Raw genomic sequence first — 25,924 nt, forward strand, 5'->3', positions numbered from 1 at the left:
TGTTTTTATTTTGATGTTAATGAATTGATGATTTCGATATAATTTTCTTTGGCTTCATCTACAGTCATATGGCTTATCTGCATCCAGGCATTAGTTTTAAAAGCATCTCGTAAATCAAAATTTTGAGATTGATTGTAAACTGCGGTCCCAAAAGTAGCCTGTTTGTAAAAAGCATAAAGTCTCAACTGCACATCTTGCGGCAGTGAAGACTGAGTCATTGTCATTGCAACTTCTACAGCTTTAGCAAAGCGAATATCTAAATCTTTATCAGCCATTTATGCCTTTGTAGCAATAATTGTTTTCCCGCCAATCGCTTTTTGATTTAACTCAACATTGATAGGCGTACCTAAAGGTAAAAATAAATCTACTCTTGAACCAAATTTAATAAAACCAGCATCAGTTCCCTGAACCACTTGCATTCCTTCTTTAGCGTAATTTACAATTCTACGAGCCAAAGCCCCAGCAATTTGTCTGTATAAAATAGCACCAAAAGTGTCGTTTTCGATCACTACGGTAGTTCTTTCGTTTTCTTCACTTGCTTTTGGATGCCACGCAACAAGGAATTTACCAGGGTGGTATTTGCTAAATTTAATAATCCCATCCATGGCGTAACGCGTTACGTGCACATTGATAGGCGACATAAAGATAGAAACCTGTAAACGTTTGTCTTTAAAATATTCTCCTTCATAAACTTCTTCTATAACCACCACTTTTCCGTCAACAGGAGCTAGGATGTGATCGCTGTTTCTAACTGCAATTCTTTTAGGATTTCTAAAGAATTGTAAAATAATGATCAGAATTACAAGTGTTGCAATTTGAACAAGCATTCTAAGCCAATTGATATCTATAAATCTTTCAGCAATTAAAAGTACAGCTACAGTAAATACAGTACCTAATAAAATGGACGGGCCTCCCTCTTTATGAAACATAATATAAAATTTGATAAAATAAAAATATAATTGGTGCTACAAATATAACACTATCTAATCGATCTAGAATACCTCCGTGACCAGGCATTATCGAACCGCTGTCTTTAATACCGGCAATTCGTTTAAATTTGGATTCTATCAAGTCGCCAATAGTTCCAAAAATGCTCACAATTAATGCGATAATGGTCCAGATTAAAATCGATTTACCACTAAATTCAGGCTTAGGCTGAATGTAGAGTTTAGAAATTAGAAAGCCAGCAAAAGCAGCGAAAACTACACCACCAAGAAAACCTTCAATTGTCTTTTTGGGAGAAACGCGTTCAAATAATTTGTGTTTTCCCATTGATTTTCCGACTAAATAAGCAAAAGTATCATTTGTCCAAATCAAAACAAATAAACCTAAAATAATCTTCGGATTATAATCGTTTGTTCCAAAAGAGATTTTTACAATGAAGACAAAAGGAAGCGTAATATATCCAAGCAGATATAAATATTTTGATGAAGTGCTTACTTTTTGAACAGAATCGTAAAACAAGAATATGATGCACTTTATAGAAACCACGATGGTAACTGCCAGAAGAATTAAATCCAGCTGTTTAATATTGGTTTCTAAACTGATATTAGAATTAAATGTATCGTTTATAAATGCAGTAGTCTGTTTGTTGTAGTGACTTACAAGGATAATTGCGGCATAAACTAAAGTTCCGAAGAGAATAGAAAATACTTTGTTCAAGTTAACGATATTAGAAAACTCGTATATCGTAATAATTAGGAAAACACCAAAAAGAGTAATGAAGCTTTCTGTAGAAAACAATATCGAAGTTAGTAATAAAGCGATATAAACAGCACCAGAAATGGTTCTCTTCAGTGTTTCGTTCATCTTAAAGATCTTCTAAAAGCAGTAAATAAAGGTTTTTTGCAACACTTCCGTATTGTGTAAAATCTTCGTCTTTCGCTTTTTCGAAATATTTTATTGTAGTGATATTAGTAGGTATGTCTCTTTCGTATTTGCGTTTTATTGCGCTCAATCCGTCACTTTTCATAGGAAGGATTTGGCTGGTAGTAGCTATGATAACAATGTTTGCAGGTAATTCGTTAGGTTTATTTTGTCTGATCTGTTTTGATGAAAATAAAATAGAACCTTCATCAGCAATAAGGTTTTCGCAACTTGCCAATAAAAATTTTGGTTTAGCAGGGGCAATGTAAAATAATTTATTTTCGTCTAATAGACCAAATAAAGCAGGTTCGTAACATAAAACTTCTTGTTCAAACCAATCGTTTTCTTCTAAAATGTTTTCAAACTGTTCAGAAACCTCTCCCATGTTTTCGCAGTATAAGAACTTACCTCCATTTTTTTTGAAATTGAAAATAAATTGCTCGTCCAAAGATAAATGACTGTTCTGCGCAGAAGTTCCTGCATATTCGCTTTCGTTCACTTCATCAGAAGCGGCTTCACTAGAGCCAAATATTTTTTTGAAAAAATTCATTTTTTATATGAAATGCTTTACATGTTAATTGAAAACGTTCAAAGATAAAAAAATCTTAATTCAAAAGGGTATTTTGAATTAAGATTTTGAAAAATATTATTTTGTATTTGGTAATTCGTTATGAAACTACCTCTTCTAAATTTTTGTCAAAAGTACGTTTTCCGAAGATGTTTTCTAAGTCATCTTTAAAGATTACCTCTTTTTCAATCAGAATATCAGCAAGTTGATTTAACTTGTCTTTGTTCTCTTCTAGTATCTGAATTGCTCTTTGGTATTGACCTTCGATTAAATCTGAAATTTCTTTGTCAATAATTTTTGCAGTTTCGTCAGAATATGGTTTAGAGAAATTGTATTCGCTTTGTCCAGATGAATCATAATACGTAACGTTTCCGATTTTATCGTTCAATCCGTAGATCGTTACCATTGCACGAGCTTGACGAGTTACTTTTTCTAAGTCGCTTAAAGCGCCTGTTGAAATTCTGTCGAAAGTTACTTTTTCAGCAGCTCTTCCTCCCATAGTAGCACACATTTCGTCTAACATTTGATCTGTTCTAACGATTTGTCTTTCTTCTGGTAAATACCAAGCAGCTCCTAAACTTTGTCCACGAGGAACAATGGTTACTTTAATAAGCGGTGCAGCGTGTTCTAACATCCAGCTTACAGTAGCGTGACCAGCTTCGTGAATTGCGATAGCTCTTTTTTCGTCTGGAGTAATAATTTTGTTTTTCTTTTCAAGACCACCAATAATTCTATCAACAGCGTCAAGGAAATCTTGTCTATCAACAGCAGCTTTGTTGTTACGAGCAGCAATAAGAGCAGCTTCGTTACAAACATTTGCAATATCAGCACCAGAAAAACCTGGAGTTTGTTTTGCTAAGAAATCTAAATCAAGACCTTCAACTTTTTTGATAGGAGCTAAGTGTACTTTAAAAATTTCAGCTCTTTCGCGAATGTCTGGTAAGTCAACAAAGATTTGTCTGTCAAAACGTCCAGCACGCATTAGAGCTTTGTCAAGAACATCAGCTCTGTTAGTTGCAGCCAAAACAATTACGTTAGAGTTTGTACCAAAACCATCCATTTCTGTCAATAATTGGTTCAAAGTGTTTTCTCTTTCGTCGTTTCCGCCAGACATATTGCTTTTTCCTCTTGCTCTACCAACAGCATCGATCTCATCGATGAAGATGATAGCAGGAGATTTTTCTTTAGCTTGTTTAAATAAGTCACGTACACGTGAAGCACCAACTCCTACAAACATTTCTACGAAATCTGAACCTGAAAGAGAGAAGAAAGGTACTTGTGCTTCACCAGCAACAGCTTTTGCTAATAAAGTTTTACCAGTTCCCGGAGGTCCTACAAGTAAAGCACCTTTTGGTATTTTACCTCCAAGATTAGTGTATTTTTCTGGGTTTTTAAGGAATTCAACAATTTCTTGAATTTCTTCTTTAGCACCTTCTAAACCTGCAACATCTTTAAATGTAGTTTTGATATCTGTTTTTTCGTCAAAAAGTTTAGCTTTAGATTTTCCGATATTGAAAATCTGTCCACCACCTCCAGCGCCTCCGCCAGACATTTTACGCATAATAAAGATCCATACACCAACAATGATGATGATAGGAAGTAAGCTGATTAAAATATCGCTCCAGTTATTTTTTTGAAGGAAGTTGAAATCTTTCAATTTGCCCTCAGTAACTGCTTTTTCTAATTTAGTCTGAAAGATTTGATCGTTACCAATTTCCAAAGTATAGTGTGGACCTTTGTTTGGCTGTTTGAAAATATCTTCAGCAACTTTTTTGTTTGCTGGGTCTTTAAGAGCCGCAGCATTCAAATATACCTCAGCTTCTGCTTTATTGTAAACAATTACTTTTTCAATCTGTCCTTTTTCTAAAAGCGTGTTGAATTTAGAAGAAGTTAATTGAGCAGGTTCGCTTAAGCTTGATCCTCCTGTGGCAAAACTTATGAATAAAAAAACTAAAAGTATTGCGGTGTATATTAACCAAGGACTTATTTTAAATTTATTCGGATTTGGATTATTATCTTTAGCCATTTAATGAAAGTTTCTTTAGTATTTGTTCTCGATTGTAGTGATTTTGGCATCGCCCCAAAGGCTTTCGATGTTGTAATATTCGCGAATATGTTTCTGGAAAACATGTACTACAATGTGTACATAATCCATTAAAACCCATTCTGCGTTATCTGTTCCTTCTACGTGCCAAGGTTTATCTTTTAAGTCTTTTGATACTGTTTTTTGAATTGAGTTTACAATGGCGTTAACTTGGGTGTTTGAGCTACCGTTGCAAATAACAAAATAGTCGCATACAGCTGTATCTATTTCTCTTAAGTCAAGAATATCGATATCATTTCCTTTTACTTCCTCAATCCCTTTGATTATGTTCGCCAGTAGAACATCATTATTAATAGTCTTTTTCGCCATGAATTATTTTATATGAATTTGTAAAGTTACCAAATTTTGTGATTATTTTTGAACCTTAACAAAATATTAAATTAAGATATTTAAATTATTTAATGAAACTAATCAAACTCGATGCCATAGATTCGACAAATGACTTCCTAAAGGCTTTGGCAAGTCAAGATGAACTGGAGAATTTTACAACGGTAACAGCTGAAAATCAGACAAAAGGGAAGGGGCAAGTAGGAGGCGTATGGAAGACTGAAGCTGGTAAAAACTTAACTATGAGCGTTTTGATTAAAGATTTTCTCTTTAGTAACGAAGAAGTTTTCAATTTAAGTCTCATTGTGTCTTTATCGGTTGCAGAGGTTTTAAAAACATTAAATATTCCTGATATTTGTATAAAATGGCCAAACGACATTCTGTCATATAATAAGAAATTGGTTGGCATATTAATCGAAAATACCTTAAAAAGCGATGGCAGAATCGTGTCAGTGGCTGGAATCGGAATCAATGTCAATCAAACCGATTTTACTGAATTGCCAACTGCTTCTTCAATGGCAGTAATTGCAGGTACATCTTTCAATAAAGAAGAATTGGCAGTATTAATTGTAGAAAAGTTAAAAGAGAAAATCCAATTTTGGGATATCTCAGCACAGACTTTTTGGGACGATTATTTCAATTTTTTATTTAAAATAGGAGTTCCAACAGCATTTAGAGATAACAATAATCAAGACTTTATGGGAATCATTCAGGGTGTTTCTCCAATTGGTAAGCTACAGGTTTTGCTAGAAGATGATTCGATTGCTGAATTTGAGATTAAGGAAGTTAAAATGCTTTATTGAGAGTTGCAAAGTAACAGAGAAGCAAAGTGACAAAGGTTTTCTGTAGAGACACACTGCAGTGCGTCCAGTATATTATTTTAGAACAAAAAAACTTCGTGCCTTAGCGTCTTCGTGGCATTCAAAAAAAAAGCCCGATTTCATTAATCGGGCTTTCATTTATAATTCACAATTAATAATTTACCATTATTAAAGCTTGTTCATATTGTTTGCTAAAGTTTCAATAAACTTACTGATTGGACCTTTAACCATCATTGCCATCATAGCATTGAATTCTCCTTCAAAAAATAATTGAACAGCACTTTCTGAATCAGAAACAGTGTCAATGTTTGAAGTTAGTGTAAACGGAAGTTTATCACTTGCAGCACCCAAAACAATTTTGTTTGGAGCTACTTTATCTTTCATTTTTAATTTGATTTCCGGCATCCCTTTCAATCCAAAAATAAAAGCGTCTTCGCCAGTCACTTCAAATTTAGCGATATTGTCTGGCATTAATTTTTCGAAATTCTTTACGTCAGTCAGTTGATCAAATAGATCCTGAGCCGATTTCTGAACAGTAACTTTTGGACTTTCTAAGTTCATATTGTTTTTTGTTTGTTTTGTTTTTTACCGCAAAGTGCGCAAGGTTTTTTTATGTTGCTTGACTTTATTTAAGTTCGCAAAGCTGAAATCTAAAATCTTACTCCTGTCCCCAAGTCGATGGGCTTACGCTCCATTCTTGAAGAGTAGATTGCTGATCTTCTGTGATATATTGTTTCTGAACTGCTAAATCTAATAGGTTTTCGTAGTTGCTTAAAGTGAATAAATCAACATTAGCTTCTTTGAAGTTTTCTTCGGCAACGCCAAAACCATAAGTAAACACAGCCGCCATACCTTTAATATTTGCACCTTCGCTTCTTAAAGCTTCAACAGCCATCAAACTGCTTTTTCCAGTACTAATTAAATCTTCAACAACCACAACATTTTGTCCTTTTTGTAAAAAACCTTCCACTTGGTTTTGTCTACCATGTTTTTTAGGTTCAGGACGCACATATACGAACGGAAGGCCTAAACTTTCGGCAACCAAAATTCCAACTCCAATGGCTCCAGTAGCAACACCAGCAATAACATCAGGTTTTCCAAATTGTTTTTCGATATTTTTAGCAAACTCATCACGAACATAGTTTCTGATGCTCGGAAATGAAAGAATTAACCTATTATCACAGTAAATAGGAGATTTCCAACCAGAAGCCCATGTAAAAGGATTTTCGGGATTCAATTTAATTGCATTTATTTGCAAAAGCAATTCGGCTGTTTTTTCGGCAGTATCTTTATTAAAAATCATAATACAAATGTATAAAGTTTTTGTAAACGACAAACCACTTTTTTTGACAAATGAAATCTCAAAGGAAACAGATTTCCAATTGTTCTTGTTGGAGAGTATTGATATCGAACAGCTTATTATAAAAATTTTTCAAAATAAAATTCAAAAAGCTATTCTATATCATCCCGACGAAAGTGAGATGATGAAAACTCTAAAAGCCAAAATTCCGGTAAATAAAGCGGGCGGAGGCTTTGTCTATAACAAAAAGGGCGAAGTCTTGTTTATCTTTAGAAACGGAAAATGGGATCTGCCAAAAGGCGGAATCGAGAAAGGGGAAGACATTGAAGCGACGGCTATGCGTGAGGTAGAGGAGGAGACAGGAGTAAACCAGCTTCGTATTACGAACAAACTTCAAAAAACCTATCATATCTTTAAACGCAACGGAAAATACAAACTTAAAATCACGCATTGGTTCGAAATGTTTTCCGATTTTGAAGGAACACCACACGGACAATTAGAAGAAGGAATCGAAAAAGTAGCGTGGTTAAACCCAGAACAAATCAAAGAAGCGCTTAAAAACTCTTACGAAAACATTAAATTATTGTTTGAAGAAGAAAAAAAAGTTCCAGTAGATTTAAAGACAAAGAAAGAAAACTTAGAATCTTAAAAACTTAGAACCTTAGCATCTCAGAATCTTAGATTAGGACGTGCCACCAATAAAAAAAAGACCCAATCAACTTTGCGTTCATTGGGTCTTTTTTTTATTGCTGTCGGGCTATCCGCGCTACTTTGGTAGCTTGCTTCTATCCCTCACGCAGGAGAAATACTAACCTTTCAAATGTTTAATATAATTATCAAGCAAACTTTGAATTTGTACACTTGCAACAGGATTGGCAGAATGGACATTAAACTTCAAATCACTTAAATCTAATCCAGATTCGTAAACAAGCCATTTGGCACAAGCATAACCATCTTCTGCGATATTATCATTTTCGTCGAGCCCTAGATCATTGTCGAAACTAATTAATTCAGGAAGTCCTTTTTCTGAAATTGCTTTTTTGAAATCAAGAAAATTCCTGACAATAACGAAATCGTCATCGGTCAAGTTTTTGTAAACCATTTGAACATCTCGTAAATCGTCAAGAAAAAGTTTGTATGACATCTGTCTAAATTTTATTAATCTTAAGAATTGCCATTTAAACTGGTCAAAAGATTATGTTGGTTGAAAACAGCATTAATCACATTATAATTTTTTTCTGCTTTAACTTCATTTCCATTTACTGCCAATTCATACCCTTTTTGCGAAAGATAATTGATAAAAGCATCTTTATGGTTTACAATGTCAAACGTCGAAATCAATTCTGGAAAAACAGTCAAAATTCTTGATAATTCCTCACTTTCGGTATTGTCAATCGCATCATCTTTAAGTGTAACAACCATTGTCCCTTGACCGTAATTTCCAAGATAATAACCGCTCAAATTGAACATTGTAGTAGCAATCATTCCAATAAGATGTAAATCATTTGGAACAGCATCAAATTTTCCAACACTTAATAAATCAATATTGTTTTCTTCTCCGTATTGCTTTAATGAAAGTGCTTGTTGCATAACAGATTCTGCATAGCCGCCTGCTTTGTTGTCCCAAAGCCAAAGCCAAGTTTCTGACGAATGCGAAAACGAACCCAAAACCTGCATTGGAAAAGTAAGATCATCACCAAAAGTAATTTCTTCTGCGTCCATATTGACATTCCAAGAGAGCCCGCCTGTTACATTGTATAGATTTCTTTGTTTTTCTAAGGCAAGAGCGCCATATTTTTCTAAAAAATCATTTTCAGAAGTAAAACTGATCGTGTGATTATTTTGAATACTTGTTGAAGCTGTTTCTTCTTTCTTTTTGAAGAGATTATTAAATATTCCCATTTCTTTTGGCTTTTATTGTTGCAAATAGTATTGTTTTCAAATATATGATTTAAAAAATAAGTAAGAAAATAATTAATAGTGTCTTTTACTGATATGTAGAAATTGAACTTATAAATTCATAGAATGTTAGATTGTGAATCGGATAGATTTAATCATTTTACTAATCAGAGAAAACGCATTTCTTAATTTTTAGCATTGATTTTAAAAATTAAATGCAAAAACTACTTTGAAATGAGGAAAGCCGTAATTATAATACAAACCGATTAAATAATTTTGGCAATGTTTATAACACATCGATTAATTACAATAAACCAAAACAGAAACATTTCTATAAATCTAACCTAATTAAAAATGCTAAAAAAAAGAAAATCTACTGTATCGTTTTGTAAATATGTGACTATGCTTGCATTATTTATTACTGTCGGGTATTCATGTTCCAGTGATGAACCTGTAAATGAAGGACCAACCACTAGCAGTTCTAAAGAAATTACTGCATTCTCGTTTGTAGACCCTGCAGTAACAGGTACAATTAACGAAAAAGAACATACAATAACAGTTGTATTTCCTGCTGATGTTGACTTAACTAGTCTAGCAGCTACTTTTACAACGACAGGAGCTAAAGTTACTGTAGGTTCTGTTAAACAGATTAGTGGCACTACCAAAAATGATTTTAGTAAGGCGATCACATACACCGTTACTGCTGAAGACGGAAGTACACAAGACTATACTATTGCGCCTCCTAACTCAGCTGATGTGCTTGGTTTTACTTTTGAGGGAGATAACTCGCAGATATATTGGGAATTACCTGCGCTTAAAGAAGGAGAAAATGTTTTTTATAACGCTCCTGCTAATATTGAATTTATTACTGGATTCCCAATTTTGCCAGCTGGTGCAGAAATGACAGAAGGTGGGAGTAATGAAGAAAGCGATTATAATTCAACAGGGTTTACTTTTACTATTACAGCCGCTGATGGTAAAACTAAAAAGACGTATACAATTAAAATACCAGCTTACGACAAGATTACAAATCCTTATGGTATTTATACTCCAGAACATCTTTGGATGCCAAATTCGTATCTTACTAGTAGTTTTAAACTGATGAATGATATTACAATGCCAGATGTAAATGGTACAGATTACGAAATTGGAGAAAATTACGCAAATCAAGGTTGGAATTCTATTGGGAATTTTAATACTTTCCAAGGAATTATAGATGGAGATGGTCACGTTGTTAAAAATTTGACGATTAAACGTGGAAGTGCAGAAGATATAGGATTTATTTCTGTATTAGGAGCCAAAGGCGTTGTTAAAAATCTTGGGCTTGTTTCAGTAAATATTACAGGTGGCGGGAATGTAGGCGCATTGGTAGGTAATAATCAAGGAGGGACAATATCGCATTGTTTTTCAACTGGAAAAGTTGTACTAACAGGTCTTTCGGTTCAAAAACATGTAGGTGGTTTAGTTGGAATTAACAATGATGAAAATGGAAGACCAAGTAAGCTTTCAAACAGCTATAGCACTGTTAATGTTGAAGCTGGGGGCGACTCGTTTGCTGGTGGTTTAGTAGGTTACAATTATCTTTGTATTCTAGAAAATTGTTATGCTACAGGCTCTCTAACAGGAACCTATAAATATGGAGGAGCGCTTATAGGAAAGAATGCATGTGAAATCACTAATTGTTATGCTACAGGAAAAGTAGAAACAGGTGGTGGATTGGTTGGGTTTAATTTTAACTGGAGTTCTGCTCCGGATTGCTTTTGGGATATTCAAACTACAGGGCAATCAACCTCTGATGATGGTGGCAAAGCGGTTGGTAAAACAACTGCCGAAATGAAAACAGGAACTCCTTATAATAGTACTTGGACAAGTGCTAATTGGAAATTTACAAGCGGAAAATATCCTACTTTAGTGGGACTTGGCGGTCAATAAAAATATTACTATAAATTAAAAACCTCGTAAGACATTTGCTTACGAGGTTTTTTTTGTTACAGCATATCTTTGGCAACGAAAGTTGCTTTCATAGGATCTTTTTTAATTGCTGTCGGGCTCTCGTATCCGTGGTGGTGGATTGGCTCTATCCCTCATGCCAGCACTTAGGTTTCAAAAGTTCTTTTTGTTTTTAGTTAAAACTTTTTATTCGCTATCCTCGTTTTTAATTCCTTTAAGCAGTGCGTAAATTGCCATTGCATGTCCTTGCCCTAAGCTAAAATCATTTTTAAGCCAGTTTACAATATCTCCAGCTTTTACTTCGGCTTTTAATTCTCCGTTTGCAGTAAATCCTTTTTGTTCAGCTAAAGTTCTAAACTCAGCTGGACCATTTCCTGTTTTTTCTTTGATTGTTTTTAGGTATCCCTGAAATGACATAAAATATAAGTTAGAAGTTAAGTGAAACGAAAATACAAATTAAAAGTAGGATTAGTATTCGGTTTTTTAATTTATTTAGTTCAACTTAAATAAAACAACGATATAAATCATAGGGTTATTTGATATAATTTATTTGACCTTTTTATAAATTTTGTACAGCAAGTAAAATATTGCTATTGCAAAAAGCAAACAAAAAAATTGCCAAGCCATCAACGTATAATCGTAATCTTTTATAACTGCATTCATAATGTATAAAGTTTCTGTTTTTACGGTTAAAAAAATAAAGTTAAGGTGCTTTAAATGACTTTTTTATTAATTATCAAAAAAGATATTTTAGAGAGCAAATTAAGACTTTTTTTTAATCTAATTTAACTTTGTCAAAGTTTAAAACTTTGACAAAGTTCTGTGGTTCAGGTTTAAAATTGCCAATATTTAAAAAAAACATTCCGTTAGGAATGTCTCATTGGTAGAAAACGAAATATTGAATTATAGTTATACGTTCCGTAGGAACGTTTGATTGGTAATGCAGGTGTGTTATTTTCGTATAACAGGTGTCCCTACAGGACACAATGCGAAACAATATTTTTTTCTACCGACAAGATATTCCTAACGGAATATTAATCATTATAATTGATGAAAATAATCCGATACAATTCGATCCGCTAGAAATGTCTGGTTGGTAAGAATTAAATTTGAATTATGTTTTTTCATTCCGTAGGAACGTTTGATTCACGATTTGAATGCTCGTTTTAAAGGAATATTAAACATTAAAAAGAAAACTTACCATCAGAGAATCTCAGAAACTTAAAACTTATTTAATTTCATGTCTCAAAAATCGTACTTTTGTTTAATAAGCAATACATTACAATTATGAGCACACTATCAAAACCAAGCCATATAGGAAGAAAAATAAGCCGAATTCGTGAACTTCGTGACATGAAGCAAGAAGCTTTGGCTCAGGCTTTAGGACTAAGCCAACAGGCAGTTTCTAACATAGAAAACAGTGAAAATGTTGATGACGAAAGACTTGCTGATGTGGCAAAAGCTTTGGGAGTAACTGTAGAAGCTATAAAGAATTTTTCGGAAGAAAGTGTGTTCAATTATTTTAATACTTTTACTGATCAAAGCGCGGGAACTTTTAACAATAATTGTACTTTCAATCCGCTAGATAAATTAATTGAAGCTTACGAAGAAAATAAAAAGCTTTACGAACGCTTGGTTCAAGCTGAAAAAGATAAAGTGGAGTATTTAGAAAAAATATTGAAGGATAAATAAGTTTTTTTGTTCTTTCTGAAGGTTAAAAGCCTAATAAAACATTATATTTTATTAGGCTTTTTTGTTTGGTTTATTGTCACTGAAGTAAACGTCTTGATTGTGACTTTTATAGTTTGGATTTAGATTACATTCACAAGCAGGACAGTCGCGTAGGTAGTAGATTAATTATGGTTTTGGTAAATTTCATAAAAGTAAAATAAGTCTTTTCTTAATATTTAAAAATAAAGTTTATGTTTGTGAGAATTAAGTTATTTAACCATATTGTTATAAAACATGTCAATAAATTTAAAAGTTGCAAGATTCATCGCAATGTTTTCTTTTCTATTAATCTTCGGGGTTCAAGAGAATGGGGTTCCAATCATTGCTTTACTGCTGATTTATTTCTACCAATTTTTGCACGATCTTTTTAGTAGCGTGAGGTTTGGTATATTTTGGGAAGGGTTATCAATTATTCCTGTATTTTTTCTGCTTATTTTGTTTTTAATAAGTAGGAATTATAAATTTCTCTTGGGTTGTTTTGTAGTGTTGTTGATTTATCTGGTTTACGTTACAGGACTTTTGAATAATTACCAGAACATACACAGTGCTTTTTTACTTCCTTTAACCGTGTTTGTAATATCATCAATTTACGTTATAGCAATAGTGAAAAAGCAAAAACCAGATATCAAAGTTTAGCTTTTTAAGATAAAGAATTTGGTTATTTTATAATGTTTAATGCTTTTTTTATAATCAAAATACATGAAAATGTTTACTAGAAATTACCTTATTTTTTTAGCAATCTCTACTTTATTGCTCGTTTATTTTTACTTTGTTCAATATTTTTTTACTATTAATATTCACGATACTTATTACATGGTGAGTTATTTTTTTCCTGTTTTGCTAGTTTTAATAATAGGAACTATAATCTATATTTTTAAACTTCGAAAACAAAAACAGAACAATTAATAAGATGAAAAAAAGAGCCTCAAAAAAATTTGCGGCTCTTTTAATAAAAAACAACTAAAGCACTCGATAAACAGGATACTGCAAATGCGCTTTTTCATAATAAACAGAATGCTTATAAATCCAATCCAATTGTGCTTCGGCGCTTTTAGCAAATTCGCGATCGTTTTGTTTTTTAGCTTCTAATTCTGCTTTTAGCGATGGATTTTCTTTTAAAAGTTGTCCAGCAGTATCTTCAAAAATATATTCTGAGTAATGTTCTTTTTGCTGTAAAATTGGGTCGAAGAAATTCCAATTAAAGAATGAATCGACACCTTCTGGTTCAAAGGCTTCTAGAAGATATTTTACGCCTTTTTGGTTTGTTGGCACAATGTAATCTCCTTTGGCGAAAGCCATTTTAACGATTTTAGATGTTACGGTTGTATTTCGATGTATGTAATGTCCTTCGTAAGCAGACGGAGCGGTTTTAAAATCGGCAATTTTGTAGCTTTCGACTTCTATAATCGTATCGTTTTTAATTGGTTTAAACAAGATATTATTGTTTTTCAAAAGCTCAATAATATTCCAATATCCTCTAGGAATAATATAAGCCGTAGGAATCACAACTTCTTTAACCGATTTAAATTCTTTGATGTACGGAACGTCTTTTTTGTACGGTTTCGTTCTGTCGTAATACAAACGATCTCCTGTTGTGGCATCGCTTTTTTTGTAGCCTGCTTCATAACCTAAAAACGAAAAAGTGGTTGCTTTTGTGCTATCCATTTCCCATTTTAAAGTGTATGATTTTTTAGGCTGATATTGTTCTAAATTCTTTCCCCTTAAATCTTTTATTTTTTGATAATTGGCGTCGGTAAAATCTAAAGTCGATTTCATGTATTCGTAGGTCATTTTTACACGTTCGGCATATTTTTTCAGCATATGCGTTTCGACCACAAATCCAATCGTGTTAAACAATGAAGTATAACCCGTTGTATATCGCGGACTATCCACAAACTGCCCAAAACCTTTGTCAGGAGTATCTTTAAACGAATCGACATAAGGTGTCGTTTCAATTTTCTTTTTCTGAAGATCTTTTACCAAAGCAGGCATCATTTCGTTATTCATAAAATCGCCCAAAACCGTTCCCAGTTTGTTGTGCTGTGTCATGATGTACGTTAGTTTGTATTGATAATCAGAACCGTTGCTCACGTGATTATCAATAAAAACATCGGCATTTATTTTTTGGAAAATCTCTACAAAACTTTTGGTATTTCTTGTATCCGATTTCATTAAATCACGATTCAAATCGTAGTTTCTTGCATTTCCTCTAAAACCATAAATCTCTGGTCCGTCTTGGTTGGCGCGCGTTGTAGAATTTCGATTTAAAGCTCCGCCAATATTATAAACTGGAATCGTAACCAAAACGGTATTTTTTGGCGCTTTCATTTTTCCTGTTGCCAAATCTCTGTAGAATTGCATTGTAGCGTCTATTCCGTCTGGCTCTCCCGCATGGATTCCGTTATTTACAAACAATACCGCTTTGGTTTTCTGAATTTTATCAAAATCAAATTCCTTGTCAGGATTAAAAGTAATCATGTGCAGAGGTTCGCCAGAATCTGTCAATCCCATTTCTTTCATTTGAATGGTTGGAAAATCATTGGCCAGCATCTTCCAATAAGCAATCGTTTCTTGATACGAAGCCGATTGGTTTCCGTTTCCTTTTTCAAAAAACGTATCGTATTTTTTATTGTTTTGTGCAGAAAGGGTTATGGTGAAAAGTGAAAAGAGAAATGTAAAAAGTTTCATGGTTTTGGGTTTAATAGGAATCAAATATAAAGTTTTTTGTTTCAAGTTTAAGGTTTCAAGTTGATATGCTTTTGGGTTAATGGTTTCACGCAGATTTTCCAGATTTTAGCAGATTTATTTGATTTTTATGCTAGAGAAATCTGTTTAAATCTGCCTAAATCTTTTTTAAATCTGCGTGAAACAAAACTTTTACATTAACCAACATGAAACCTGAAACAAGAAAAACTTGAAACAACTTTTTTCCCTACTTTTGCAGCATGAAAAAACACCATTCCAACGATATACTTTCGAATTTAGGGATTCAGAATCTTAACGAAATGCAGGAAACTGCTCATGACGTTATTCTGAACGATAACAACGTTTTATTGCTTTCTCCAACAGGATCTGGAAAAACATTAGCGTTTTTGCTTCCAATTTTAGAATTATTGCAGCCAGAAATCTTATCAGTTCAATGTTTGATTTTAGTTCCGTCTCGAGAATTAGGACTTCAGATTGAACAGGTTTGGAAGAAGATGGGAACGCAGTACAAAGTGAATATTTGTTACGGCGGACATTCGATTGAAACGGAAATGAAAAACTTAAGCAATCCGCCAGCGGTTTTAATTGGAACGCCTGGAAGAATTGCCGATCATATTGACAGAGATACTTTTAGAACCGATAAAATTCAGACTTTAATTTTAGATGAGTTTGATAAATCGCTTCAATTAGGGTTTCATGAGCAGATGTCTTTTATTATTGGAAGATTGGCTAAAGTCAATAAAAGAGTTTTGGTTTCGGCAACTTCAGATATTGAAATTCCGAAATATACGCGCGTTGTAAATCCGACTGTTTTAGATTTTATTCCAGAGGAAGAAGAAAAGACAAATCTTTCAATGAAAATGGTGATTTCGCCAGCCAAAGATAAACTGCAGAGTTTGTTCAATTTGATTTGCTCGCTGAAATCAGAATCAGCAATTATTTTCTGTAATCATCGCGATGCTGCAGAACGCATTAGCGATACTTTAAACGAAAAAGGAATCTATTCGGTGTACTATCATGGCGGAATGGATCAGGAAGAGCGTGAGAGAGCTCTAATTCAGTTTAGAAACGGAAGTGTGACGTATCTAGTAACAACAGATTTGGCTGCTAGAGGTTTGGATATTCCTGAAATGAAACATGTTATTCATTATCATCTTCCGTTAAAAGAAGACGAGTTTACGCATCGTAACGGACGTACAGCGCGTATGCAAGCAACGGGAACAGCTTATGTTATAATTCACGAAAGTGAAAAACAATTGGATTACATTGATTACGAAATGGAGGTTTTTGATGTGGAAGGAAAAGTTTCGCTTCCAAGTCCGCCTAAGTTTCAGACTATTTACATCAGTGGGGGAAAGAAAACAAAACTGAACAAATTTGATATCGTTGGATTCTTTTCTCAAAAAGGGAAACTAGAAAAAGACGATTTAGGTCTGATTGAAGTGAAAGATTTTGTTTCGTTTGCAGCCGTGAAATACAATAAAGTAAAGGATCTTCTGAAAAACATCAAAGACGAGAAGATGAAAGGCAAGAAGTTTAAAATTGAAGTTGCCCGAAATGTCATCAAGAAAGAAGAAGACGAGAAGAGAGGGAAGTACTGATTCTGGATACTTAGAGGAAAGATGCAAGAAGCAAGGTGTAGATATTAAGAATTGGAATTTAGTAGTTGAGTTTTTTAATGTTTATATTATTGTATTTCAGTAGTTTATAATTTAGTGATTAAGTTTTACAATTTTATGTTAAAAAAATAATGATTTGATAGGTGTTTTTTCAATAATTCTATGTTTTTTTGCTACAGTAAAATTGTAACCCCAAATTCAGTATGAAAAACATTATTACCCTTGCAGCTATGTTATTTAGCTTTGTTTCGTTTGCACAAGTAAAGGTTCTTGAAACTGTTCCTGTTGAGAAATTAGGGAAAGTAAATAACAATTACATCCAAAAAATTGGAGATGAGTACACGGTGTATTACACAATTATCCAAAGCGATGAGGATTCTTCTAACTTAAGAAAGTTCTCATTCAAAAACATCGATAATGCATACAACAATCTTTATAACATTATCGTAGGAGGATTTACTGCAACGCCTTTGTATGATATCAAATTAGAATTGCCAAACAATTACATTTGGTTGCACTACACAGGAAACGTAGTTCCAGACAAAGCAACTGTACAATTTATGGTTTCTAGCAAAGAAAGAGATGCTGATACAAATAACGTTTCTGAGCCTTTCGTAAAAGATCAAATCAATAAATTATTCCAAAAGTAATTTTCTGCGAGAAATAAATATTAAAAAGCCCGTTCAGTTTTATGAACGGGCTTTTTTTATGTTTCAAATTTTCAGGTTTCAGGTTTCAAGTTTAATAAACTTTATCTTTAATTTTAACGCAAAGTGCGCCAAGTTTTTTATTTATGAAATCTTTTTAAAGTGCAAAGTTCGCAAAGCTTTGTGAATAAAACTTTGCGAACTTTGCGTAAATCATTGCGCGCTTTGCGGTTAAGTCAAAAACTAAGCAGCTTAGTATCTTAGCAACTTAAAAAATTATATCTTCTTAACGTATTGCGTAATAATCACAATCTGCTGTCCGTCTACTTTTCCTTCAATGTATTCAGCGTTTTCGTGGTCTAGACGAATGTTTCTCACAGCAGTTCCTTGTTTGGCAACCATGCTTGATCCTTTTACTTTAAGATCTTTGATTAAAACAACCGAATCTCCGTGCTGTAAAATCACGCCATTACTGTCTTTGTGAACTAATTTATTTTCGTCATCTTCGCCTTCTCCTGTTGCTTTTGCCCATTCTAGCGTTTCGTCGTCTAGGTACATCATGTCAAGCAATTCTTGCGGCCATCCTGCAGCGCGCATACGGCTAAGCATTCTCCAAGCTACAACTTGAACAGGAATATTTTCGTTCCACATGCTGTCGTTAAGGCATCTCCAGTGATTTAAATCTACATTGTCTGGATTTTCAATTTGGTCAATGCAAGTGTTACAGGCTAATATTGCTTCATCAATTCCACCTTTTCTAGTAGGAAGGACTTGATAAACTTTTAAATTCTCTTCATTACCGCAAAGTTCGCATTTTGACCCGCTCCGTTTGCTTAATTCTCTCTCGATACTCATTGTTTGGTGTTTGTTTTAAAAATGCGAAATTACTTATAATTTGCTTCGCTGGCAAGTTTATGGTTTGTTGTTTGTTGTGTTATTTTTTTATCCTTACCGCATCTGGAACCAGCATCTCATATTCGCCACCATGACGCAATACATCGCGTACAATGCTCGAACTGATAAATGAAGTGCTTGCAGCTGTAAGCAAGAAAACGGTTTCTATTTTAGACAGTTTTCTATTGGTGTGTGCAATCGCTTTTTCGAATTCGAAATCGGCTGGGTTACGAAGACCTCTTAGAATGAAATTGGCTTTTTCTTTTTTCGCCAAATCAATCGTTAAGCCTTCGTAAGTGATAACCGAAACTTTTGGTTCGTCTTTGAAGGTTTCTTCTATAAAGCGTTTTCTTTCTTCTAATGAAAACATGTATTTTTTTTCGGCATTGACCCCAATAGCAATCACAATTTCGTCAAATAAAGGAATTCCTCTTTTGATAATGTCTTCGTGTCCTAAAGTAATTGGGTCAAATGATCCTGGGAATATGGCTTTTCGCATTTTTTTTCTTTTTTAAGGTTCAAAGCTACAAAGGCACAAAGGCGCAAAGTATTTTGATGACTTAGATTTCGTTCAGTCTGAGAGTTATGTTATAAAAAATAAGGTTCTGAAATCTTAGTAACTTAGAATCTCAGAACCTTAGTATCTTTAAGCTAAAGCTAACTCAATTGCATTTGTAAATAAATCTTCTAGAGAAATTCCTGCAGCTTTTGCTTGTTGCGGAATCAAACTTTCTGTTGTTAAACCTGGAATGGTGTTCATTTCAAGCATGTGCGGTTCACCGTTTACAATGATGAATTCGCTTCTTGAGAAACCTCTCATTTTTAAAACTTCGTAAGCGCGTTTTGCAGTTTCTGACACTTTTTTAGTCAATTCGTCAGAGATTCTTGCAGGCGTGATTTCTTGCGATTTTCCTTCGTATTTGGCTTCATAATCGAAGAAATCGTTGTCTGATACAATTTCTGTAATTGGTAAAACGATAATTTCGCCTTTGTAATTGATAACTCCCACAGAAACTTCAGTTCCGTCAAGGAAGCTTTCAATGATGATTTCGTTATCTTCTTTATATGCCACTTCAATTGCAATTGGCAATTCAGCTTCGGTTTTTACTTTTGAGATTCCGAAACTTGAACCTGCTTTGTTTGGTTTTACGAAACAAGGAAGTCCAACTTTTTTAACGATTTCGGCAGTATTGATTTCGTCTCCTTTGTTCAAGTAATAAGAAATTGCTGTTTTGATTCCGTATGGTTTTAAAACCGACAATAAATCTCTTTTATTGAATGTTAAAGCCGATTGGTAATAATCGCAAGAAGATTGTGGCAGACCGATTAATTCGAAATAAGCTTGCATTAAACCGTCTTCGCCTGGAGTTCCATGAATGGCGTTGAAAACACAGTCAAATGTGATTTTTTCACCGTTTACTGTAACTGAAAAATCATTTCTATCAATTGGAAATTCGGCATCATTTTGGTCAACATACACCCATTTTTCTTTGAAAATGTGAATACGGAATCCGTTGTATTTTGTTTTGTCAAGATATTGATACACGACGTTCCCGCTAATTAATGATATTTTGTATTCGCTGGAATAGCCGCCCATGATGATGGCAATGTTTTTCATGTTTTTATTTTGGATTTTAATTTGTTTCAAGTTTTGATGAAAATCGCTTAAATCTGTTTTGAAACTTTAATTTGATATATGATTTTTTAATAAATAACGTTCTTATGAAACCAAGTGTCTTAGCCCTGATAGAAGCGGCATCCTTTTGTGCCGGGGTTCGGCGCAAAAGATACAGCGGATAGCAGGAAACAGCTCCTGAAAATTATCCTTCGACTTCGCTTAGGATGACAATCATGGCACTTTCTTGTTTTAAACAAAATTATCATTTTTTTTGAAACGAAATACTTTATCTTTGTCGCTATTAAAAATAAATTTATGAGTTTACGTCAGTATTTAACAAGCCGAGTTTTTTTCTTGCAATTGCTTGCTGCGGCAGCAATTATTGCGCTTATTGGTTATTTATTTATGCATTGGTTGACTTTTACAACTGATCACGGACACGAAATTGCTGTTCCGAATTTGTCTAAATTGACTGAAGAACAAGTTGAAGAAAAATTGGATGAACTAGATTTAGATTACGTTCTATTGGATAGTGTTGATTACAGAAGTGAATTCCCAAAATATAGCGTTGTAGAGCAAGATCCGTTGCCTGGAACAAAGGTTAAAGTGGGTAGAAAAATTTATATTAAGATTAATGCGTCTGGTTTTTCGTCTGTAAAAATTCCAGATTTAATCGAGAAAACATATCGTGAAGCTGTACCAACGTTAAAAGCGTTAGGTCTTGAACCAGGAACGATTACATATATTCCAAATCTTGGAAAAGATATGGTTTTGGAAATGCGTTTGAAAGGAAGAAACTTAAAAGTAGGAGATCGCGTGCTTAAAGCTTCTAAAATTGATTTGGTTTTAGGAGACGGAAAAGCAAGTTATGTAGATGATAGTCAGGCAGACAGTACTGCAGTGCCTGTAGAAACCCCAGCAGATGAACAATAATATTGAAGAAAATTTAGATCTAGAAGACGAATTATTCGAACATTATAGATTTGAAGTCCCAAAAGGTCAAGCGTTTTTGCGTATTGACAAATATTTAATGTATTTGATTCCGAATGCCACTCGAAATAAAATTCAGAATGCGGCAACAAATGGAAACATTTTTGTGAATGATATTCCAGTAAAATCAAATTATAAAGTAAAACCTTTTGATGTGATAACGGTTATGTTGTCGCATCCTCCGTTTGAAAACCATATTCTTCCTGAAGATATTCCGTTGAATATTGTTTATGAAGACGATGCGCTATTGCTTATCAATAAACCACCGGGATTGGTTGTACACCCAGGTCACGGAAATTATACTGGAACTTTGGTAAACGCTTTGGCATTTCATTTTGAAAATCTGCCAATGAACAGCAGCGAACGCCCAGGTTTGGTTCACCGAATCGATAAAGATACTTCTGGTCTTTTGGTTGTTGCCAAAACAGAAGCTGCTATGACGCATTTAGCAAAGCAATTTGAAGCCAAAACTACCGAACGTGAGTATATTGCTCTTGTTTGGGGAAATGTTGTGGCAGATAGCGGTACAATTGAAGGAAACTTAGCGAGACATTTGAAAGACAGAATGCAAATGGCGGTTTTTGATGATCCAGAAATTGGAAAACCTGCTATTACGCATTATAAAGTTTTGGAGCGTTTTGGTTACGTAACTCTTATTTCTTGTAGACTAGAAACAGGAAGAACGCACCAGATTCGTGCGCATATGAAACATATTGGTCATCCGTTATTTAATGATGAGCGCTACGGCGGTCACTTGATTTTGAAGGGAACGACTTTTACGAAATATAAACAGTTTATTGAGAATTGTTTTAAAGCTTTACCACGTCAGGCGTTACACGCTAAAACGCTTGGATTTGTTCACCCAAATACGGGAGAATTAATGCGTTTTGATACAGAATTGCCTCAGGATTTTCAGGATTGTATTGAGAAATGGCGTAATTATGTGAAGTCGCATAATGTTGAAGATGAAAGTTAATTAGATAATTTGTCAATTAGAAAATTAGATAATTCTTATATTAAAAAAAGCTCCCAAAAGGAGCTTTTTTTTGTTTTAACCATTAGTATCGTTCCAATATTCTGTAGAGGCGCACTGCAGTGCGCCTTACGTATTGTGGATATTCGTTGTGGAGACGCACTGCAGTGCGCCTCTACTTGCATTCTAATTGGGCACATTGTTTAATTTTCTAATTGACAAATTATCTAATTTAATTCTGAATATATTTAATACTTAAATCCGTTATTTTGACTTCTCCGTTGGTTATAAAGCCTAATTTTCCTTTTTGGTTTAGATTGCTTTTTTCTAAAGAACATTCTAAAGTTGTTTTGCCATCAACAGAAAATGATAATTGGTTGTTTACGACTTTAATTTTTATAGCATACCATTTGTTGTTTTCTAATTGCATTGGCTTTCTAAATAAGGTTTTTCCGCCTCGTTTGCCATACGAATCGTCTTTTTTATCATAAACTCCGTCACCAATTACAATGTTTTGATCAATTTGATACAAATATGTTCTAATGTATTTTCTTTTATCTAAATTGAGCATGATTTCGAATAAAGATTCATTGGTCATATTGACTTTCAAATCGATTTCATAATTCGCTGGAAGCTGTTTTTTTGAAACCAAAACGCCCCAAGGCGAAAGAGAACCTTTTCCTGTAAGAGTATCTTTTTTTAGAATCCATTCTTTAGAATTAATCGTCCAATCTGATTTTAGCTCTTTTGAATTGTTTAAAGTATATTCTTTTTTTACTGTTGAAATAGTGCTAGAACACGAAATCAAGATGAATTGTAAAAGGAGAAATACTGCAAATTTTGTTTTCATTTAATTTAATTCTGAGTGGTATTTTATTTTTCCGATTGATCCCGTTTCTGAAGGCAAAAGTTCGAAAACAGAAGTAGGAGCAAGGCCTTGTTCGATTCGGTGCGAAACATAGAGTATAGAAACATTGGTTTCTTGTTTTATGGTGTTGATGAGCTGAATTACCAAATCTACATTTTCGTCATCTAAACCTTCTACTGGTTCATCTAAAATCAATAATGGCGGATGTTTTAAAACGGCGCGAACAATTAATGCAACGCGCTGCTGCCCGATAGAAAGGTCTATAAAACGTTTTTTTTTTAGATGTGTCATTTCGATCACTTCAAGCCATTGCGTCACGATGTTTTTTTGATGTGTTGTAGGCTCTGTATACAATCCAATTTGGTCAAAAAATCCTGAGAGAATCATTTGTTCCAACGTATGTCCTTTTTGAAACAAATCCATCATAGAAGTGGCGTAAATTCCGATTTGTTTTTTAATATCCCAAACACTTTCGCCAGTTCCTTTTTTTCTTCCAAACAAGAATAAATTCTGCCCAAAACCTTTCGGATTGTCTCCTGTAATCAAAGATAAAATGGTACTTTTTCCAGAACCATTTGGACCGACTAACTGCCAGAATTCGCCTTGTTTGATGGTCCAAGAAATGTTGTTCAGGATTTTTCTTTCTTCATAACTTACCGAAACATTTTCGAGTCTGATTAATTCATTTTCAGGAAAAGTATGAGTTTCTGTTGCTTTTGGAATTGCAGTTGTATTTAATGTCTTGAAATGATTTTCGGCTTTTTTAAATGGATGTAATTCGAATGTATTGTCTTTAATTTGCGCTTTATTGGGTACAAATTCAAGAACGTCAACGGTACGGTTTAAAAGCTGAATAATTGCAATGTCATTGGTTAAATCCTCTAACGAATCGGCTAAAACTACTCGTGAAGCTTGATCCAAATGATCAAATGGATTATCGAAAATGATAAAATCTGGTTTTTGATTGATGCAGTATTTTAAAAACTCCTTTTTACGTTCGCCAGAAGAAAAAGTTCGAAGCTGTCTGTGTGAATCTGGAGAAGCTTCAACGCTGTCATATTGAAATTCTTTTTCGATGAATTTTTCAATCGCAATATCAGAAAACAGTATTCCTTTTTGATTGTTAAAAATGGCTAATTCCCCAGCTGCTTCGCCATTTAATATATTGTCTATTAATTTCTTTTTATTTACCTGATTTGATAAAAGTATATCCCAGTGTTGCATTGTAATTTTTATTTGCATTGTTTTTTTTTTTAGCCACAGATTAAAGGATTAAAAAAGATTAATCATTCGAATCTTTTTAATCTGTGGCAAAAAAATATATTTTATTCTGTTTTTTGCGTTGCCATTTCTCGGTCGTTTCTTGACCATTCGCTCCAAGAGCCAGCATATAATTTCGGAATTGGAAGTCCGGCGTAATCCATCGCCAATAACGTATGGCAGGCTGTAACTCCAGAACCGCAGTGAACGATTGTGTTTTCAGGTTTTATATCTTTCAAAATAGCTTTATACTTTTCAGCCAATTCATCAGCTGGTTTAAAGAATCCGTTTTCATCCAGATTTTCAGTTAACGGAACGTTGATAGCTCCAGGAATATGTCCTGCAACTAAATCTAGCGGTTCTGTTAAACCATCATATCTGTTTTTGTCACGAACATCGATTACGATATTTTGATTGTTTTTACGAGCTTTTTCGACTTCTTCTATATCCGCTAAAGCTAATTTCCATTCTTGAGAAGGATAAACTGTTTTTTCAAAAGTTTCAATTCCAGAATTGGTTGGGAAACCTGCTTGAATTGCCGCTGGATAACCGCCATTTAAAACTTGAATTTTTTCATGTCCAATCGCACGCATCATCCACCAGAATCGAGCTGCGAAATTGGAACCGTTTTTATCATCATAAACCACAACATGATCTGAAGGTGAAACTCCTAAAGAAGAAAGTGTTTGTGAAAAATTTTCTGGAGATGGCAGGGGATGTCTTCCACCATTGGCTGGATTTTCTGGAATTGCAGCCAAATCGCGATTTAAATCGACAAAACGTGCGGCTTTTAAATGTTCTTTTTGATAATTTTCAAATGTATTCGCGCCAGCTCTAGCATCAATCAAAATGATTTTAGAATTGGCAGTTAATTCTTGAGCTGTAATTAAGGGTGAAAGTGTAGCAGACATTTTTTATTTTTTCTTAGAATTGCCAAGCCAAAGCAAAGCATTCAAAATTAATTGACTTTGTGTTTTGTTTTCAAAGGAGTACGATAAGGTTTTGTTTGTTCCGCCTTCATAATCTATATCATTGTGTCCCATATTTACGTACAGCATTTTGTATTTTTTATTGGTCCAAACGACAGGATAGTAGCCGTTATGCCAAATTTCATGCGCTTTTGGACCCGTTCCTAAAGGAAAACTAGATTCGTCTATTGCCAATAAAATTTCAATGTCTGGATTTTTGGTTAAATCATTCGACCATCTGTACCATTCGTTTGGAGCAGAAGAGAAAGTTTTAGGCAGATTTTTGGTCACAGGATGCTGATTTTCTACTCTCAAAACTGCCGAAGTCGGTTTCCAAGTATTGCTTCCGTATTCGCCAGAACCTAAAAAAGTATTGTGATACCAGTTCCAGTCTTGATTATAGCTTGAATTATTTAGAGCAAATGCCGAGAAATGAAATCCAATAAAACCTCCACCATTTTCCATATATTTCTGGAAAGCTTCGCGTTGTTCTTTTTTTTCAGGACGTGTGTCTAGAAATAAAACAACTTGATATTTTGCCAAAAACTTAGCGTTTAAATTATCCCAATTGCTGGTTGAATCATATTGAAAATGATTTTCTTCAGCTAACTTTGGAAAGTATTTATTGGCTTCATGCACAAAACTGATATGTGCCTGATCATTTTTTGCGGTATAAAAAGCAATAACTTTAAATTTTGGATTCTCTTTTTTGTTTTGAGAAAAGCCAAATAATGAAACAATAAAAAGGAGAATTAAAATGCTCCTCTTGAAAAAGGTTTGGTGGTTTTGGTTAGAAATAGTCATTTATGTTTAGG

General features: G+C 33.9%; 27 protein-coding genes. 8 read left to right on the forward strand and 19 right to left on the reverse strand.

Annotation, left to right across the window (positions count from 1 at the left end):
• Positions 1 to 5 precede the first annotated feature (5 nt).
• From NU08_RS18530 to rsfS, 6 genes are all read right to left on the reverse strand, one after another.
• A complete protein-coding gene (locus NU08_RS18530) occupies positions 6 to 275 on the reverse strand; it encodes an acyl-CoA-binding protein (protein WP_129748581.1) in 270 nt (89 codons plus the stop codon).
• Complete coding sequence (locus NU08_RS18535; protein ID WP_129748582.1) at positions 276 to 929, reverse strand: phosphatidylserine decarboxylase family protein; 654 nt, start codon at positions 927 to 929, stop codon at positions 276 to 278. It abuts the gene before it with no gap.
• Positions 919 to 1,809, reverse strand: a complete 891-nt coding sequence (locus tag NU08_RS18540) for a phosphatidate cytidylyltransferase (protein WP_129748583.1) — start codon at positions 1,807 to 1,809, stop codon at positions 919 to 921. The genes NU08_RS18535 and NU08_RS18540 overlap by 11 nt, the downstream gene beginning before the upstream one ends.
• A 1-nt stretch (position 1,810) precedes the next feature.
• Positions 1,811 to 2,416, reverse strand: a complete 606-nt coding sequence (locus tag NU08_RS18545; protein WP_066032158.1) for a lactate utilization protein B/C — start codon at positions 2,414 to 2,416, stop codon at positions 1,811 to 1,813.
• Between the two features lie 118 nt (positions 2,417 to 2,534).
• A complete protein-coding gene (gene ftsH / locus NU08_RS18550; RefSeq protein WP_129748584.1) occupies positions 2,535 to 4,460 on the reverse strand; it encodes an ATP-dependent zinc metalloprotease FtsH in 1,926 nt (641 codons plus the stop codon).
• Between the two features lie 15 nt (positions 4,461 to 4,475).
• Positions 4,476 to 4,847: a ribosome silencing factor gene (rsfS, locus tag NU08_RS18555; RefSeq protein ID WP_007809313.1), complete on the reverse strand. Its 372-nt coding sequence runs from the start codon at positions 4,845 to 4,847 to the stop codon at positions 4,476 to 4,478.
• Positions 4,848 to 4,939: 92 nt separating this feature from the next.
• Between rsfS and NU08_RS18560 the strand changes: the two genes are divergently transcribed.
• The gene (locus NU08_RS18560; protein ID WP_129748585.1) at positions 4,940 to 5,668 is read left to right on the forward strand and encodes a biotin--[acetyl-CoA-carboxylase] ligase; all 729 of its coding nucleotides are present in this window, start codon (positions 4,940 to 4,942) and stop codon (positions 5,666 to 5,668) included.
• A gap of 186 nt (positions 5,669 to 5,854) precedes the next feature.
• Here NU08_RS18560 and NU08_RS18565 read toward each other — a convergent pair whose 3' ends face one another.
• Positions 5,855 to 6,247 (reverse strand): SRPBCC family protein, encoded by a 393-nt coding sequence (locus tag NU08_RS18565; protein ID WP_111283220.1) that lies wholly within the window; start codon positions 6,245 to 6,247, stop codon positions 5,855 to 5,857.
• A gap of 97 nt (positions 6,248 to 6,344) precedes the next feature.
• Positions 6,345 to 6,989, reverse strand: coding sequence for an orotate phosphoribosyltransferase (gene pyrE, locus NU08_RS18570; protein ID WP_095930841.1), 645 nt, complete (start codon positions 6,987 to 6,989; stop codon positions 6,345 to 6,347).
• A 7-nt stretch (positions 6,990 to 6,996) separates the two neighbouring features.
• Between pyrE and NU08_RS18575 the strand changes: the two genes are divergently transcribed.
• Positions 6,997 to 7,635 (forward strand): NUDIX hydrolase, encoded by a 639-nt coding sequence (locus tag NU08_RS18575; RefSeq protein WP_129748586.1) that lies wholly within the window; start codon positions 6,997 to 6,999, stop codon positions 7,633 to 7,635.
• Positions 7,636 to 7,794: 159 nt separating this feature from the next.
• On the opposite strand, the gene NU08_RS18580 is transcribed toward NU08_RS18575, so the two are convergent.
• Together NU08_RS18580 and NU08_RS18585 are read right to left on the reverse strand one after the other, a co-directional pair.
• Positions 7,795 to 8,130: a cyclic-phosphate processing receiver domain-containing protein gene (locus NU08_RS18580; protein ID WP_129748587.1), complete on the reverse strand. Its 336-nt coding sequence runs from the start codon at positions 8,128 to 8,130 to the stop codon at positions 7,795 to 7,797.
• Positions 8,131 to 8,150: 20 nt separating this feature from the next.
• Positions 8,151 to 8,888, reverse strand: coding sequence for a DUF6882 domain-containing protein (locus NU08_RS18585; RefSeq protein ID WP_129748588.1), 738 nt, complete (start codon positions 8,886 to 8,888; stop codon positions 8,151 to 8,153).
• 399 nt (positions 8,889 to 9,287) lie between these two features.
• Here NU08_RS18585 and NU08_RS18590 point away from each other — a divergent pair, with 399 nt between their 5' ends.
• A complete protein-coding gene (locus NU08_RS18590) occupies positions 9,288 to 10,817 on the forward strand; it encodes a GLUG motif-containing protein (protein WP_165352484.1) in 1,530 nt (509 codons plus the stop codon).
• 204 nt (positions 10,818 to 11,021) lie between these two features.
• Here NU08_RS18590 and NU08_RS18595 read toward each other — a convergent pair whose 3' ends face one another.
• Positions 11,022 to 11,252, reverse strand: coding sequence for a DUF4287 domain-containing protein (locus NU08_RS18595; protein ID WP_129748590.1), 231 nt, complete (start codon positions 11,250 to 11,252; stop codon positions 11,022 to 11,024).
• An 870-nt stretch (positions 11,253 to 12,122) separates the two neighbouring features.
• Here NU08_RS18595 and NU08_RS18600 point away from each other — a divergent pair.
• Entirely contained in the window at positions 12,123 to 12,527 is a 405-nt protein-coding gene (locus NU08_RS18600; protein WP_129748591.1) for a helix-turn-helix domain-containing protein, read from the forward strand.
• Positions 12,528 to 13,526: 999 nt separating this feature from the next.
• On the opposite strand, the gene NU08_RS18605 is transcribed toward NU08_RS18600, so the two are convergent.
• Entirely contained in the window at positions 13,527 to 15,254 is a 1,728-nt protein-coding gene (locus NU08_RS18605) for a M14 family metallopeptidase (protein WP_129748592.1), read from the reverse strand.
• Positions 15,255 to 15,511: 257 nt separating this feature from the next.
• On the opposite strand from NU08_RS18605, the gene NU08_RS18610 reads away from it, so the two are divergent.
• Positions 15,512 to 16,873 (forward strand): DEAD/DEAH box helicase, encoded by a 1,362-nt coding sequence (locus NU08_RS18610; RefSeq protein WP_129748593.1) that lies wholly within the window; start codon positions 15,512 to 15,514, stop codon positions 16,871 to 16,873.
• Between the two features lie 221 nt (positions 16,874 to 17,094).
• Positions 17,095 to 17,541 carry a hypothetical protein gene (locus tag NU08_RS18615; RefSeq protein ID WP_129748594.1) on the forward strand — a complete coding sequence of 149 codons (447 nt, stop codon included), beginning with the start codon at positions 17,095 to 17,097 and terminating at the stop codon, positions 17,539 to 17,541.
• Between the two features lie 273 nt (positions 17,542 to 17,814).
• Here the strand turns inward: NU08_RS18615 and NU08_RS18620 are convergent, their stop codons facing one another.
• The 3 genes from NU08_RS18620 to NU08_RS18630 all read right to left on the reverse strand — a co-directional run bounded on the left by NU08_RS18620 (position 17,815) and on the right by NU08_RS18630 (position 20,050).
• Positions 17,815 to 18,393: a PhnA domain-containing protein gene (locus NU08_RS18620; protein ID WP_129748595.1), complete on the reverse strand. Its 579-nt coding sequence runs from the start codon at positions 18,391 to 18,393 to the stop codon at positions 17,815 to 17,817.
• A gap of 79 nt (positions 18,394 to 18,472) precedes the next feature.
• On the reverse strand, positions 18,473 to 18,931 hold the full coding sequence (coaD, locus tag NU08_RS18625; protein WP_129748596.1) for a pantetheine-phosphate adenylyltransferase: 459 nt from the start codon (positions 18,929 to 18,931) through the stop codon (positions 18,473 to 18,475).
• 147 nt (positions 18,932 to 19,078) lie between these two features.
• Positions 19,079 to 20,050 carry a D-alanine--D-alanine ligase gene (locus tag NU08_RS18630; protein WP_129748597.1) on the reverse strand — a complete coding sequence of 324 codons (972 nt, stop codon included), beginning with the start codon at positions 20,048 to 20,050 and terminating at the stop codon, positions 19,079 to 19,081.
• 315 nt (positions 20,051 to 20,365) lie between these two features.
• On the opposite strand from NU08_RS18630, the gene NU08_RS18635 reads away from it, so the two are divergent.
• Both NU08_RS18635 and NU08_RS18640 read left to right on the forward strand, forming a co-directional pair.
• Positions 20,366 to 20,983, forward strand: a complete 618-nt coding sequence (locus NU08_RS18635; RefSeq protein WP_129748598.1) for a PASTA domain-containing protein — start codon at positions 20,366 to 20,368, stop codon at positions 20,981 to 20,983.
• Positions 20,973 to 22,016 carry an RluA family pseudouridine synthase gene (locus tag NU08_RS18640; protein WP_129748599.1) on the forward strand — a complete coding sequence of 348 codons (1,044 nt, stop codon included), beginning with the start codon at positions 20,973 to 20,975 and terminating at the stop codon, positions 22,014 to 22,016. Before NU08_RS18635 ends, NU08_RS18640 begins: the two co-directional genes overlap by 11 nt.
• A gap of 229 nt (positions 22,017 to 22,245) precedes the next feature.
• Here NU08_RS18640 and NU08_RS18645 read toward each other — a convergent pair whose 3' ends face one another.
• The 4 genes from NU08_RS18645 to NU08_RS18660 form a co-directional block, all read right to left on the reverse strand.
• Complete coding sequence (locus NU08_RS18645) at positions 22,246 to 22,863, reverse strand: family 16 glycoside hydrolase (protein WP_129748600.1); 618 nt, start codon at positions 22,861 to 22,863, stop codon at positions 22,246 to 22,248.
• Complete coding sequence (locus NU08_RS18650) at positions 22,864 to 24,123, reverse strand: ATP-binding cassette domain-containing protein (RefSeq protein ID WP_242502595.1); 1,260 nt, start codon at positions 24,121 to 24,123, stop codon at positions 22,864 to 22,866.
• Positions 24,124 to 24,206: 83 nt separating this feature from the next.
• On the reverse strand, positions 24,207 to 25,052 hold the full coding sequence (locus NU08_RS18655; RefSeq protein WP_129748601.1) for a sulfurtransferase: 846 nt from the start codon (positions 25,050 to 25,052) through the stop codon (positions 24,207 to 24,209).
• Between the two features lie 3 nt (positions 25,053 to 25,055).
• The gene (locus tag NU08_RS18660; protein WP_129748602.1) at positions 25,056 to 25,913 is read right to left on the reverse strand and encodes a ThuA domain-containing protein; all 858 of its coding nucleotides are present in this window, start codon (positions 25,911 to 25,913) and stop codon (positions 25,056 to 25,058) included.
• Between the last annotated feature and the right edge of the window lie 11 nt (positions 25,914 to 25,924).

Origin of the sequence: Flavobacterium anhuiense (assembly GCF_004151235.1) — a bacterium.
In the GTDB taxonomy this organism is placed as follows: Bacteria; Bacteroidota; Bacteroidia; order Flavobacteriales; family Flavobacteriaceae; genus Flavobacterium; species Flavobacterium anhuiense_A.